The organism is Aeromonas bestiarum (assembly GCF_000819745.1).
GTDB lineage: Bacteria > Pseudomonadota > Gammaproteobacteria > Enterobacterales > Aeromonadaceae > Aeromonas > Aeromonas bestiarum.
This window is the reverse complement of the sequence record NZ_CDDA01000015.1, coordinates 608,164-621,165: the sequence shown is the minus strand read 5'-3', so window position 1 is coordinate 621,165 and position 13,002 is coordinate 608,164. Positions and strand designations below refer to the sequence as shown.

Here is a 13,002-nt window from a genome sequence, read left to right as displayed (position 1 = left end):
GGTAAAGGGGGAGGCACGCCTCCCCCCGTCAGCTTACTTGCTGACCACTTGCAGCGGGACCGGGATGGATTTTTCCACCGGCTGGCCCTTGAGCACCTTGTCGGCAGTTTCCACGCCGATGGCACCGATCAGCGCCGGCTGCTGGGCCACGGTGGCGGCCAGTTTACCCTTGGCCACGGCGGCCTTGCCATCGTCAGTGCCGTCGAAACCGACGATCATCACCTCTTTGCCGGCGGCTTGCACGGCGCGGATGGCACCCAGCGCCATCTCGTCGTTCTGGGCGAACACGGCCTGCACGGTCGGGTGGGCGGCCAGCAGGTTCTCCATGACGTTCAGACCCTTGGTGCGGTCAAAGTCGGCGGGCTGGGAGGCCAGCACTTCCAGCTTGTTGGCGGCCACGGCCAGGGCGAAACCTTCGCCACGGTCGCGGGCGGCCGAGGTACCGGCTATCCCTTCCAGCTGAATGACCTTGGCACCGGCCCCCAGTTTCTGGGTGATGAAGTCACCGGCCAGCTTGCCGCCGGCTACGTTGTCGGAGGCGATGTGGGCCTTGACGTCACCCTGGGCCGCGCCGCGGTCCAGCGTCAGCACCGGGATGTTGGCCTTGTTGGCCAGGCGGATGGCGTTGCCCACGGCCTCGGAGTCGGTCGGGTTGATCAGGATGGCATTGACCTTGCGCACGGTGAGATCTTCCATGTTGGAGAGCTCCTTGGCCGGGTCATTCTGGGAGTCCAGCACCACCAGCTCGTAGCCAAGCTCCTTGGCCTTGGCTTCGGCCCCCTCTTTCATGGTGACGAAGAAGGGGTTGTTGAGGGTGGAGACCACCATGGCCAGGGTGTGATCGGCGGCCTGGGCGGTGCCCAGCACGGACATGATGGCGGCAGCGAGCAGGGTATTGAGCTTTTTCATCATTTCATTCCTTGTGTGTGCTTACTTGCTTTTGTTATCGATCATCACGGCGAGCAAGATCACGCTGGCCTTGGCGATCATCTGGTAATAGGACGAGACGTCGAGCAGGTTGAGGGCGTTGTTGAGGAAGCCGATGATGAGCGCCCCGATCAGGGTTCCCATGATGCGACCCTTGCCCCCCATCAGGCTGGTACCCCCCAGCACCACGGCGGCGATGGCATCCAGCTCGTACCCCATGCCGGCGGTCGGCTGGGCGGAGGAGAGGCGGGAGGTGACGATGAGCCCGGCCAGTGCCGACAGCATGCCGCACAGACCATACACCGCCAGCTTCACCCTGGCCACATTGATGCCGGAGAGGCGGGTGGCCGACTCGTTGCCGCCGAGGGCGTAGATATAACGGCCGAGGCGAGTGTGGTTGAGCATGAACCAGGCCAGCAGGAAGACGATGGCCATCAGCCAGATGGGCACAGGCAGGCCGAGCAGGTAGCCGGTACCCAGCCAGGCGAAGTGATCGGCGCCGTCACTGAAACCGGTGGAGATGGGGCGTCCCTCTGTATAGACCATGGTCACGCCGCGCAGGGCCGTCATGGTCACCAGGGTGGCGATGAAGGCCTGTACCTTGCCCTTGGCGATGATGAGACCGCTGACGCCGCCGAGCAGGGCACCGGCTCCCAGGGTGAGGGGCACCACCAGCCAGATGGGCAGCTCCATGGCCACCATGGTTGCCGCCAGGGCGCCGCACAGGGCCAGCACGGAGCCGACCGAGAGATCGATGCCGGCGGTGAGGATGACCAGCGTCATACCGACCGCCATGATGGCGTTGACCGAGGTCTGGCGCAGTATGTTGAGCAGGTTGTCGGCGGTGAAGAAGTTGGGGCTTAAGGCCGAGACCACGCCGATCAGCACCAGGAGGGCGACCAGGGATTTGTTCTCGATCCACCAGGCCTTGCTCATGATGCCGCGGCGGGGAAGGGTTTGGGTTGTCATTGGGAGGCCTCTTGCTCTGATTGCCACTGTTTACCGACTGCCGCCGCCATCAGTTTCTCCTGATTGGCGTCTGCGGACATGAATTCTGCGCTGATGCGACCTTCGTGCATCACCATGATGCGATCGCTCATGCCGAGCACTTCCGGCATCTCGGAGGAGACCAGGATGATGCTCATCCCCTCCTTCTTGAACTGGTTGATGAGCTGGTAGATCTCCTTCTTGGCCCCCACGTCGACGCCGCGGGTTGGCTCATCCAGGATCAACACCCTGGGCCGGGTCAGCAGTCCCTTGGCGATGGCGACCTTCTGCTGGTTGCCGCCGGAGAGCAGTTTTATCAGCTGATCCTGACTCGGGGTCTTGATGTTGAACAGCCGCACATAGTCGCTCACCGCCTGACGTTCGGCCTTGCCGTCAATCTTGCCGTGGCGGATGAACTCGCCGAGGGCGCACAGACTCATGTTTTCGCGCACCGACAGCTCCAGCACCAGGCCATCGCCCTTGCGATCCTCGGAGATGTAGGCGATGCCGGCTGCCAGCCCATCGGCCGGGCTGCGGGGCACCATGACCTTGCCATCGACTTCGACCGCACCTGCGCTGATGGGGCTGGCGCCGTAGATAAGCTTCATCAGCTCGGTACGGCCGGAACCCATCAGGCCGCTGAAACCCAGAATTTCCCCCTGATGCAGGGAGAAGCTCACCCCGCGCACGCCGGGGCCGGCCAGATCTTTCACTTGCAGGCTGACGGGGCCGAGCTCTCGTTGCAGGCGGGGATACTGCTCTTCCAGCCGCCGACCCACCATCATCTCGATGATCCTGTCTTCATCGAGCTCGTTCACCGCCTTCTCGCCGATCCACTTGCCATCGCGCAGCACGGTAACCCGGTCGCAGATCTGGAAGATCTCCTTGAGACGGTGGGAGATGTAGACGATGCCGCAGCCCTGCTGGCGCAGCTCGCGGATCACCACAAACAGCTGCTCGGTCTCGGTATCAGTCAGCGCATCCGTGGGTTCATCCATGATGATGACGCTGGCATCGAACGACAGTGCCTTGGCGATCTCCACCATCTGCTGTTCGCCAATGGAGAGATCCCCAAGCCTTGTATCCGGCCCGTGCTTGACGCCGAGGCGGCCCAAGAGGCCGCTGGCGCGCTCGCGTAGCTGTTTGTGGTCGATACTGCCAAAACGGGTACGCGGTTCGCGGCCGAGGAAGATATTGGCGGCAATCGACAGCTCAGGCAGCAGGTTCAGCTCCTGGTGGATGATGCTGATCCCCTGATCCTGGGAGTCGCGGGGGCCCTTGAAGTGCACCGGCTGGCCGCGATAACTGACGCTGCCCGCATCGGCCTGATAGATGCCGGTCAGCACCTTCATCAGGGTGGACTTGCCGGCGCCATTTTCGCCGAGCAGGGCCATCACCTGGCCCGGGTAGACCTTGAGACCAGCCTCATCGAGGGCGCGTACACCGGGGAAGGTCTTGACGATCCCGGTGAGCTCCAGAATGGGCGAAATGGGCGAGGAGGAGGTTGTGCTCATTTGCAGCTTCCTTGAAGAGGCTTAAAACGCCACACCGGCGCAGAGAATAATGTTGGCGTAGGGGGTGACCTCGCCGCTGCGCACGATCGCCTTGCTCTGGCGGGAGCGGGTCTTGAACGCCTCGTGCAGGCAGTATTCGATGGTGATGGGCTTGCCTTGGGCGGCGGCGTGCGCCTCCAGCTGATCGACCAGCGCCTGATGGGCGGCGGGGCTGATCAGTTTTATCTCGCTCGCCATGATCACCTTCTCCACCACCAGATCGGTGAGCAGGGCGGTCAGCACGGTTGCAAGGCTGGGGGTGCCCGCCATCAGCGCCAGATCGATGCGCTCCGGCCCCGCCGCAATGGGTAGCCCCGCGTCGCAGACGGTGATCTCGTCGGTGTGACCCATCCGTGCCACCAGGGCACTCAGGGGAGCATTGAGCAGCTTGCCTCGTTTCATACAGCACCTCGGCAGACTCGCGTCCGCATATCTGATGTTCATCTAGGCAACCGGTTACGCAACCGGTTGCGTCATGTGGGGAAGATAGGCCCTAAGGCCCGAGCGATCCACAGTGAGATGGCAGAAATGTGAAAACGATCTCAATGCAGGGGATGGAGAGGGGGAAAAAGGGTGCCAGACAGAGCACTGGCACCCGCAGATACCGGGTTAGAGGGCGAGGGCTTGCTGCACGCCGGGGCGTGCCAGCATCTGTTGATAGTGGGCCGCTACCCTGGGGAACTCGCTGATGACCACGCCATCGCTCTCGAGCCAGCTCGCCACTACGAACAGATAGATGTCGGCCAAGCTGAAACACTCTCCCAGCACCCAGGGGCCGACCAGATAGTGGCGTTCAATCTCGGCAAAGCCATCGCGCATGTTCTGCGGCACCTTGGCTTGCATGGCGGCGATGGCCTGTTCGTCATCGGCCCAGCGGCTGCCACGGCGACCGTGGGCGTGGGAGACGTGTACCGTGGAGGCGAGGAAGCTGTTCACCTCCTGCATGCGGGCCAGCAGGAAGGGATCGTCCAGCGGTGCAAGCCGGGTGTCCGGGAAGCGCTGCGCCACATAGAGCAGCAAGGCCGGGGTTTCGGTCAGCACGCCGCGCTCGGTGACGAGAGCCGGCACCCGGCCTTTGGGATTGATGGTGAGGTAGGCGGCGGAGCGCTGCTCCCCGGCCGTCAGGTCGAGTACCTTGATGTTATGGTGGGCCTTGGCCTCGGTCAGGGCTATGTGCACTGCCATGGCACAGGTGCCAGGGGCGAGATACAGGGTCAGATCAGACATGCAATTCTCCTTGTGAAGCAGTCGCCAGGATGGGGGAGGTGGCGGCGAGCAGAAACGGGTGACGGTTTCTGGCATCCTACGCCCATCGCCGCGGCGGGCCAAGGCAGGGAGATCAGCCCCACAGGGACGCCCGACGGCAGATGCGGATGGGGGGCAAGATCCTGGCGTGGATAATCTGTTCCGGCCGGAAGCGGCGCCGACTGTGATGACGGGCCTTTATGAAATCAAAGACTTTTTGGTCAGCAGATAAGGGGAAAAACGGCTACGCATGCCGGGTCAAATCGCTATAATGTGCTCCCTGAATAGTGGTTTTTCTGATGTTGGATAGTCAATTGAGTAACAAAATGCGGATCGGTGGTTCCCTCGAACAATCCCTGAGTCAGGGATATCGTCTCGACCTCAAGGGGGTATTGCAGGAGAGTTGGCAACAGACGCGGCGCACCGGTTTCGGCCTGTTGCTGGCCATCGTCGGTGTCACGGCCATCTGGATATTGCTGAGCAATACCCTGCTGGCCCCCTACCTCAATCAGGAGGGGGGAATGGACATAGCCCTGGTGCTGAGCCTGCTTATCACCATCATGATGTCGCCCATGACCTCGTCCCTCGACATGCTGGGATTGCAGCAGTCGGTCGGTGTGCGTGCCCGCCCGAGCCAGGTATTCGATTTCTTTCGTCACTTCCTGCGTCTGGGCAGCCTGAGTCTGCTGGGCAGCATGCTCACCAGTCTGTTCGGCCCCCTGTTTGAACTGGTGGGACTGCCGGTGGTGCTGGCCTTCATCCCGTCTGCATTGATCGGCATGGGACTGGTGTTCTCGGTGCCGCTGGTACTGGAGCGCGGACTGTCGCCGGTGCAAGCCATTTTTGTGTCGCTCAAGCTGTTTGCCCGTGGCTGGCCCAGCATAGTGCTGCTGCACGGCGTCATGCTGGCGCTGTTTTTCCTGGCGCTGATCCCCATGGGATTGGGCCTTGTCTGGGTGGCCCCTCTCTACTTCAACTGCAAGGGGATCCTCTATCGGGATCTGTGCGGGGTCGCGGTCGAAGTGACGGAAGTGAGCGAAGGCCCAAATCATTTCAACGCATAACAAGCCTGCAGCCAGACGCCTGGCGCAGGCGCATTTCAGCGCATAGCTAGCGTGATGCCAGGTGATGCACAGGCACATTTCACCGCATAGCGAGTCTGAGGCCAGACGATGGCGCAGGCATATTTCAGCGCATGACGAGTGCGCGATGCAAAAGGACGGCATATGAAGAAGACTCGACATGGCGTGGCGGCAGGCTTGCTGCTGTTGCCTACCCTGGGGTTGGCGCAGCCTTCACTGGATCTGCAGTACAGTACCTTCTACAGCCAGATGAAGACCTTCGCCAAGGGGGAGTTCGGTCACGCCAGGCTGGGGTTTTACCTGACCGATCCGCAAAATGGCCAGCGCTGCCTGCTCACCTCGGCCCGGGTCTCGACCCTGGATCGGGACGTGGCCGCCGAGGTGACGGTAGACAGCGAGCTGCGGCTGCCCTACGACGATGATCTCAATCTGGACAAGGCGACCGTGGTGGTGGGCTTGACCGAAGCGCACACGGCCTGCGATCTGTCGGTGCAGGTGATGGCCGATGTGCAGCCGGTGTCAGGCAGCCAGTGGGATCTCAAGGTGGCCGAGGTGGCCGGGCGTCAGCAGGATATGCAGGCCCTGCTGAGCAAGCTGGCCGGCATGGTCGGCAAGTATTTCCTGCCCGAGATGGCGGGCGTGCGGGTGACCCTGGTACAACCGACGGGCACCGCCTATCTGGTCGACGGTGCCCGCCAGCAACCGCTCTCCTGGCAAGGGGGGCAACTGCTGCTCAGCAATGCGCAGCTGGCGGATTTCGCCGCGGGCAAGCTGCAACTGCAGGGCGACATACTGCGACTGACCCCCTGGCTGCACAAGGAGTGAGCCAGCCGCTTGCCAGTGAGATAAAAAAAGGAGCGCCTGGCGCTCCTTTTTTGTTGCTGTGGACTTGTGTCTATCGTGCTTAGCGCACTTCAATCACATCCAGCATGTCCATCTCGTCGATGTCCAGCAGCGGCGCCTTGGGCAGTTCAGGCGGATCAAATGCCTTGTCGCCACCATCTATGATGCCGGAGTCGCGGTTGATGCTCTTGAAGTCAAACAGCTTGTGATCGAGCAGGTGGCTCGGGATCACGTCCTGAATGGCGGTGAACATGGTCTCGATACGACCCGGGAAGCGGCGATCCCAATCCTGCATCATCTGCTTGATGGCCTGACGCTGCAGGTTCTCCTGCGAACCGCACAGGTTGCACGGGATGATGGGGAAGGCCTTGACCTCGGCATAGCGCACCAGGTCTTTCTCCTTGCAGTAGGCCAGCGGGCGGATCACCACGTTCTTGCCATCGTCGCTCACCAGCTTGGGCGGCATGGATTTGAGCTTGCCACCGTAGAACATGTTGAGGAACAGGGTCTCGAGTATGTCGTCCCTGTGATGGCCGAGGGCAATCTTGGTGCAGCCCAGCTCCTGGGCGGTGCGATAGAGAATGCCACGGCGCAGACGGGAGCAGAGGGCGCAGGTGGTCTTGCCTTCCGGCACCTTGTCCTTGACGATGGAGTAGGTGTCTTCCTCGACGATCTTGAAGTCGACGCCCAGGGTGGCCAGGTATTCCGGCAGTACATGCTCGGGGAAACCGGGTTGCTTCTGATCCAGGTTGACGGCCACCAGATCGAAATGGATGGGGGCGCTCGCCTTCAGGCTCATCAGGATGTCGAGCATGGCGAAGCTGTCCTTGCCACCGGACAGGCACACCATGATCTTGTCGCCCTCTTCAATCATGTTGAAGTCGGCGATGGCCTGACCTACGTTGCGCCGCAGGCGCTTCTGCAGTTTGTTGAAACTGTATTTATCTTTGGCGTTCAGCTCTTCTAGCATGCTCGTAAAACCCGGGACACAAATAAGCGCGTTATTATAGCCATGTCCCAGGGGAGGGCAAGATGCCAGGATGAAAGGCGTCTTATGATTGACTGCGCCGGCTGTCTACCGGGCAGCTGTAATCGGCGGGTTTGAGGATCAGCATGTCGCAGGCGAGTCTGTCCACCACGTGTTCGGCGGTATTGCCGAGCAGGGCGGCGGAGAGGCCGGTGCGACCGACGCAGCCCATGATCATCAGGGTGGCTTGCAGGTCTTCGGCCAGATCGGGCAACACCTCTTCCGGCAGGCCTTCCGCCACCCGGGTCCACAGATGACTGATGCCAAATTTGTCGGCATGGCTCAGCAGCAGGCTCTCATGGTGTTTGCGAATGGCATCGTTGTAGGCGTTGGGATCGAACTCCGGCAGCTCGATGGCCACGTTGACCGGGGTGCCGGGATAGGTGTTGACCAGGTAGAGGTTGGAGCCGAGCAGCTCGGCGATGGCAATCCCTTCCTCCGTGATCCGCTCGTTCAGCAGCTTCTGATCCTGGTCGTCGCTGGAACAATTGATGGCGGCTATGATGTTGCCGCCCCGTTGCCAATGACCCTCCTTGACCAGCAGGACGGGGCAGGGACACTTGCGCAGCAGGTGCCAGTCGGTCGGGGTAAAGATGAAGGTTTGCAGAAACGAGTGATGGTGAGTCGCCTTGACCACCAGATCGTGGCGGTTTTCCAGCACTTCCTGAATGACGCATTCGAAGGGCCTATTGTGCCAGACCACCTTGATCTCGCAGTCCAGCCCCTTGGCTCGGTAGGGTTTCAGAATATCGTCGAGCCATTCACGGCGCTGGGCGATCACGCCGTGGCGCATCTCTTCCCGTTCGTCCACCGACAGCATGGCGGTCATCTCGTACGAGAAGTCGTAAATGGTGAGCAACAGGGTCAGTTGAGCGCCTTCATCCAGCTCAGCCACCTTGACCGCACGTTCGAGGGCAATTTGCCGCTCTTCTTCCGGGTTGATAACGACCAGGATCTTTCGGTACTTGACCATGTTCTCCTCCTCCTTGGCAAAAATACCAATGATGGCAGACCTTTAGCCATTACAGCTTAGCTCAGGAGGAGGTGGGGAGACGTGTGCCGGATCAAATTTCAGCGTAAACCGATCCGGCAACAGAGGAGGATTAACCGCAGGGAGGACGGGTCGCGCCAGCCATGACGCCGAGGGCCACATGATCCAGCACTGTAATGTACTTGCCCTTGACGCTGATGAGCTCGGACTTCTGGAAGCGGCCAAGCAGGCGGCTGATGGTCTCGACGGTGAGGCCGAGGTAGTTGCCGATGTCACCGCGAGTCATGGAGAGGCGGAACTCCTTGGCGGAGAAGCCGCGTTCGGAGAAACGCACCGACAGATTGTGCAGGAAGGCGGCGAGGCGCTCTTCGGCATTCTTCTTGGAGAGCAGCAGTATCATCTCCTGATCGCCCATGATTTCGTTGCTCATCAGTCGCATGATCTGCTGGCGCAGCTTGGGCATCTTGCCGGAGAGATCGTCGAGCACGTCGAACGGGATCTCGCACACCATGGCCGTTTCCAGCGCCTGGGCGAAGGAGGGGTGTGCTTGTTTGTGAATGGCATCGAAACCAACCAGATCACCGGCGAGGTGGAAGGCGGTGATCTGCTCATCCCCTTGTTCCGTGATGGTGTATGACTTGATGGTCCCGGAACGGATCGCGTAGAGCGATTTCAGCTCATCGCCGGCTTTGAACAGCTCCTCACCCTTCTGGATCGGCTTCTTTCGCTCGATGATGCTGTCGAGCTGATCGAGTTCGCTGTCGTTCAGGGTGAAGGGAATGCAGAGCTGGCTGATGCTGCAATCCTGGCAATGAATTGCACAGCCACCGCTCTGAATACGTCTGCCAGGTTTCTTTTCCGGGATCATAGGCTCATACGAATAATTGATTTATATCAAACAAGTTTACCATCAACTCATCCGTTTTGGATAGGGTTTCAAAAGGACGCTATCCCGATCCAGAGAGTATGAAGCCCATACGCGATGAGCAAAACAGCCCCGCCCTGGCGCAAACTGCGCAGGGTCAGCCAGTAACGCAGGCGGTCTGCCAGCCCTCCCAGTGCAAACAGTGTCGGCAGGGTCCCTATGCCGAAACTGAGCATGATGAGCGCACCGCCTCCGGCGGAACCTGCCGCCGCACTCCAGGTCAGCATGGAGTAGACCAGACCGCAGGGCAGCCAGCCCCACACCATGCCAAAGGGGAGGGCCTGCCAGGCCGAGGTGAAGGGGAGAAACTTGCCCGCCAGCGGCTTGATGCGAGGCCAGAGTCGGGCGCCGATGCGCTCGAGCAGCAATATGCCCTGCCACCAGCCGGCGAGATAGAGACCGAGCGCTATCATCAAGAGCGCCGCCACCAGCCGCAAGCCGGCGATGGCGTGCTTGCCGGCGCCCAGCTCGCTGGTGGTGGCCAGCAGGCCCCCGACCAGAGCACCGGCTACCACGTAGCTGAGGATCCGGCCCAGGTTGTAGTTGAGCAGATAACCGAGCCTGCCCCAGAAGTGCTGCTTCTCGGGGGGAATGGCCATGGAGAGGGCGGCCGAGACGCCGCCACACATGCCGATGCAGTGGCCTGAGCCCGCGAGCCCCACCAGCAGGGCCCCGACCAGATCAAGGCTGGCGGTCATCGGAGGTATGCTCGCTGGGTTTCTGGGCGGGTTTGTCTTCATCGAACAGGATATTGGAGCCCTGGCGGTCGAGATCTTCAAATTGTTCGGAGCGAATGGCCCAGAAGAAGACGGCGCCGGCGATGATGACAAACAGGATGGCGATGGGGATCAGGACGAAGATGATGTTCATGGTGCAAGCCTTGCAATGAGAGTGGTCATGGTACACCCGTTGGTGGCCAGGGGCCCGGCGATTCTGTGGCGCGGGGAGCCCGGCAAACGCGGGCTCCCTTTATCGTGTGCATGTATGCGGCCATGGCTCAGCGGTTCAGCCGCATGGAGTTGGTGACCACTATGAGGGAACTCAGAGACATGCCCGCTGCCGCCACATAGGGTGGCAACCAGCCGCTGGCCGCCAGCGGCAGCACCAGCAGGTTGTAGCCGATGGACCAGGCGAAGTTCTCTTGGATGATCTTGCGGGTACGAATGGCCAGGGTACGCGCCTCCAGCAGACGGGAGAGATCGTCGGCCAGCAATATGGCATCGGCGCTGTTTTTGGCCAGATCCGTGCCGCCCGCCATGGCGAAGGAGGCGTGGGCACCGGCCAGCACGGGGGCATCGTTGATGCCATCCCCCACCATGATGCTGATATCGCCGCGGGCCTCATGTTCCTTGAGATAGGCCAGCTTGCCATCCGGCGTGACCCCTTTCACCAGTTCGTCCACTCCGAGCTCGCGAGCCACCTCGTCGGCCTGGGCCGAGCTGTCACCCGTGAGTATGGTGGTCTTGAGACCGGCGGCCTTGAAGGCCTGGATCAGCGCCTTGGCATCCGGGCGCAGGGTATCTGCCAGGATGAAGCGGGCCAGCAGCCTGGACTCATCGGCCAGATAGATGGCAAGGCCCTGGCTGGCAGTCTGTCCGGCGGGCAGTGCCAGCCAGCGGGCGCTGCCGATGCGGTAATGCCGGCCTGCGATCGTGCCCTGAATGCCGTGACCTATGACGGGGGTCACCTCGCTTGCCGCCAGCAACACACCATCGTCTGCTGCCTTGCTGCGAAAGGCGCGGGCGATGGGATGTTCCGAGTAGGCTTCCAGCGCGCGGGCGATGGCGAGGCACTGGGCCTCGCTCAGCTCGGCCAGCGCCGTGGTGCTGATCAGGCTGATGTTGCCCGTGGTCAGGGTGCCTGTCTTGTCCATCACGATCCGGTTGGCCTTGGTCAGCACGTCCAGCACATGGCCACGGCGCAGCAGAATGCCGGATCGGGTCAGGCGGGCGGTGGCCGAGGTGAGCGCGGTCGGCGTGGCCAGCGACAGGGCGCAGGGGCAGGTGGCAACAAGCACGGCCAGGGTGACCCAGAAGGCCTGCTCCGGTTGATGGAAGTGCCAGAAGGTCCACACAGCCGCGGCAATGATCAGCAGCACCAGGATGAAGTGGCGGGAGAGCACGTCCGCCATCTGGGCGATGGCCGGCTTGTCGTCGAGGGCATGATCCTGCAGCCGCATGATCTGGGCGATGCGTGACTCCTCGATGCGGTGGCTGACCCGGATCTGTAGCGGTGCGTCCGTGTTGATGGTGCCGGCATAGACGCTGTCACCTACCTGCTTGAGCAGCGGCAACTGCTCGCCGGTCAGCATGGATTCGTTGAGGCTGGCCTGCCCCTCGACGATGAGGCCATCGGCCGGCAGGGTGGCGCCGGCCAGTACCCGTATCCTGTCTCCCACCTGCAGCATCTTGGCTGCCACTTCGTGCTCGCCATCTTCATCGATGCGCGTGGCCATGATGGGCACCAGCCGCGCCAGGTTGGAGCTGGACTCGGAGGCCTTGCGTCTGGCCCGCAACTCCAGAAAACGCCCCAGCAGCAGGAAGAAGACGAACATGGTGATGGAGTCGTAATAGACCTCACCGGTATTGAATACGGTGGCCCACATGGAGGCGACGAAGGCGCCGATCAGTGCCAGCGATACCGACACGTCCATGGATAGATGGCCCTGTTTCAGGCTGCGCCAGGCACCCACATAGAAGGGCTGGGCCGAGTAGATCATGATGGGGGTCGAGAGCAAGAGGCTTATCCACTTGAAGTAGACCATGAACTCATCCTCGACACTGATGAAGAGATCCATGTAGAGCGCCACGGCGCACATCATCACCTGCATTGACCCCAGGCCCGCCAGTGCCAGCCGGAACATGTAGCTGCGCACTTCTTTGGCGTAGATAGCTTCCTGGTTGTGGGTCTGGAACGGGTAGGCACGATAGCCTATCTTGGCGAACCCCTTGAGGATGTCGCTCAAGGCAAGCCGGTCCGGATCCCACTTGATGCGGGCGCGGTGAGTGGTGGTATTGACGTTGATGTAGTGCAGGCCGGCAAGGCCGGTCAGATGACGCTCGATGAGCCAGGCGCAGGCGGCGCAGGTCAGTCCTTCCACGCTGAGCAGGATCTCGCGCTGCCTGTGGCTGCCCGTGCCGCTGTCGGTGACGAAATCCTGCTGCACCTCGGCCAGATCGTAGTGGGTGAGGGCGGCCAGCTCTTCCGGGACCAGTTCCCCCTTGATGCCGGGCGCTGTGCGGTGCTCGTAATAGCTGGATAGGCCGCACTCCATGATGGTTTCTGCCACGGCCTGACAGCCGGGGCAGCACATGGGTTGCACTATGCCCTTGATCTCGAGCGCATAACGACTGCCGGCGGGAACCGGCTCACCACAATGGAAACAAGCCTTCATGGCGTCTTGCCCCGGGAGGTAAAGTAAA

13 protein-coding genes are annotated in these 13,002 nt (G+C 61.6%); 2 read left to right on the top strand and 11 right to left on the bottom strand.

The features are described from left to right. Positions 1-33 precede the first annotated feature (33 nt). The 5 genes from rbsB to BN1118_RS09870 form a co-directional block, all read right to left on the bottom strand. Entirely contained in the window at positions 34-909 is an 876-nt protein-coding gene (gene rbsB, locus BN1118_RS09890) for a ribose ABC transporter substrate-binding protein RbsB (protein WP_043555794.1), read from the bottom strand. A 21-nt stretch (positions 910-930) separates the two neighbouring features. Further along, positions 931-1,896, bottom strand: coding sequence for a ribose ABC transporter permease (rbsC, locus tag BN1118_RS09885; RefSeq protein ID WP_043555793.1), 966 nt, complete (start codon positions 1,894-1,896; stop codon positions 931-933). Beyond that, positions 1,893-3,428 carry a ribose ABC transporter ATP-binding protein RbsA gene (gene rbsA, locus BN1118_RS09880; RefSeq protein WP_043555792.1) on the bottom strand — a complete coding sequence of 512 codons (1,536 nt, stop codon included), beginning with the start codon at positions 3,426-3,428 and terminating at the stop codon, positions 1,893-1,895. The genes rbsC and rbsA overlap by 4 nt, the downstream gene beginning before the upstream one ends. 21 nt (positions 3,429-3,449) lie before the next feature. Further along, on the bottom strand, positions 3,450-3,869 hold the full coding sequence (gene rbsD, locus BN1118_RS09875) for a D-ribose pyranase (RefSeq protein ID WP_043135367.1): 420 nt from the start codon (positions 3,867-3,869) through the stop codon (positions 3,450-3,452). 207 nt (positions 3,870-4,076) lie between these two features. Next, entirely contained in the window at positions 4,077-4,694 is a 618-nt protein-coding gene (locus tag BN1118_RS09870; protein WP_043555791.1) for a glutathione S-transferase family protein, read from the bottom strand. A gap of 344 nt (positions 4,695-5,038) precedes the next feature. Between BN1118_RS09870 and BN1118_RS09865 the strand changes: the two genes are divergently transcribed. Both BN1118_RS09865 and BN1118_RS09860 read left to right on the top strand, forming a co-directional pair. Continuing rightward, positions 5,039-5,776 (top strand): DUF2189 domain-containing protein, encoded by a 738-nt coding sequence (locus BN1118_RS09865; RefSeq protein ID WP_052449178.1) that lies wholly within the window; start codon positions 5,039-5,041, stop codon positions 5,774-5,776. A gap of 162 nt (positions 5,777-5,938) precedes the next feature. Further along, positions 5,939-6,619, top strand: coding sequence for a DUF2987 domain-containing protein (locus BN1118_RS09860; protein ID WP_043555789.1), 681 nt, complete (start codon positions 5,939-5,941; stop codon positions 6,617-6,619). Between the two features lie 79 nt (positions 6,620-6,698). On the opposite strand, the gene ttcA is transcribed toward BN1118_RS09860, so the two are convergent. The 6 genes from ttcA to BN1118_RS09830 form a co-directional block, all read right to left on the bottom strand. Continuing rightward, positions 6,699-7,607: a tRNA 2-thiocytidine(32) synthetase TtcA gene (gene ttcA, locus BN1118_RS09855; protein ID WP_042037821.1), complete on the bottom strand. Its 909-nt coding sequence runs from the start codon at positions 7,605-7,607 to the stop codon at positions 6,699-6,701. An 82-nt stretch (positions 7,608-7,689) separates the two neighbouring features. Continuing rightward, complete coding sequence (uspE, locus tag BN1118_RS09850) at positions 7,690-8,637, bottom strand: universal stress protein UspE (RefSeq protein WP_043555787.1); 948 nt, start codon at positions 8,635-8,637, stop codon at positions 7,690-7,692. 130 nt (positions 8,638-8,767) lie between these two features. After that, a complete protein-coding gene (locus tag BN1118_RS09845; protein WP_042866440.1) occupies positions 8,768-9,523 on the bottom strand; it encodes an FNR family transcription factor in 756 nt (251 codons plus the stop codon). Between the two features lie 68 nt (positions 9,524-9,591). Continuing rightward, positions 9,592-10,278 (bottom strand): sulfite exporter TauE/SafE family protein, encoded by a 687-nt coding sequence (locus tag BN1118_RS09840; protein WP_043555785.1) that lies wholly within the window; start codon positions 10,276-10,278, stop codon positions 9,592-9,594. Next, complete coding sequence (gene ccoS / locus BN1118_RS09835; protein WP_043135361.1) at positions 10,262-10,450, bottom strand: cbb3-type cytochrome oxidase assembly protein CcoS; 189 nt, start codon at positions 10,448-10,450, stop codon at positions 10,262-10,264. The genes BN1118_RS09840 and ccoS overlap by 17 nt, the downstream gene beginning before the upstream one ends. A gap of 127 nt (positions 10,451-10,577) precedes the next feature. Continuing rightward, entirely contained in the window at positions 10,578-12,974 is a 2,397-nt protein-coding gene (locus BN1118_RS09830; protein WP_043555784.1) for a heavy metal translocating P-type ATPase, read from the bottom strand. Positions 12,975-13,002 lie beyond the last annotated feature (28 nt).

Coding starts and splice junctions, on each gene's coding strand:
- BN1118_RS09865 (WP_052449178.1), top strand. CDS start 5,039: ATGCGGATCGGTGGTTCCCTCGAACAATCCCTGAGTCAGGGATATCGT.
- ttcA (WP_042037821.1), bottom strand. CDS start 7,607: ATGCTAGAAGAGCTGAACGCCAAAGATAAATACAGTTTCAACAAACTG.
- rbsD (WP_043135367.1), bottom strand. CDS start 3,869: ATGAAACGAGGCAAGCTGCTCAATGCTCCCCTGAGTGCCCTGGTGGCA.
- rbsC (WP_043555793.1), bottom strand. CDS start 1,896: ATGACAACCCAAACCCTTCCCCGCCGCGGCATCATGAGCAAGGCCTGG.
- BN1118_RS09860 (WP_043555789.1), top strand. CDS start 5,939: ATGAAGAAGACTCGACATGGCGTGGCGGCAGGCTTGCTGCTGTTGCCT.
- rbsB (WP_043555794.1), bottom strand. CDS start 909: ATGAAAAAGCTCAATACCCTGCTCGCTGCCGCCATCATGTCCGTGCTG.
- BN1118_RS09840 (WP_043555785.1), bottom strand. CDS start 10,278: ATGACCGCCAGCCTTGATCTGGTCGGGGCCCTGCTGGTGGGGCTCGCG.
- BN1118_RS09845 (WP_042866440.1), bottom strand. CDS start 9,523: ATGATCCCGGAAAAGAAACCTGGCAGACGTATTCAGAGCGGTGGCTGT.
- uspE (WP_043555787.1), bottom strand. CDS start 8,637: ATGGTCAAGTACCGAAAGATCCTGGTCGTTATCAACCCGGAAGAAGAG.
- ccoS (WP_043135361.1), bottom strand. CDS start 10,450: ATGAACATCATCTTCGTCCTGATCCCCATCGCCATCCTGTTTGTCATC.
- BN1118_RS09830 (WP_043555784.1), bottom strand. CDS start 12,974: ATGAAGGCTTGTTTCCATTGTGGTGAGCCGGTTCCCGCCGGCAGTCGT.
- BN1118_RS09870 (WP_043555791.1), bottom strand. CDS start 4,694: ATGTCTGATCTGACCCTGTATCTCGCCCCTGGCACCTGTGCCATGGCA.
- rbsA (WP_043555792.1), bottom strand. CDS start 3,428: ATGAGCACAACCTCCTCCTCGCCCATTTCGCCCATTCTGGAGCTCACC.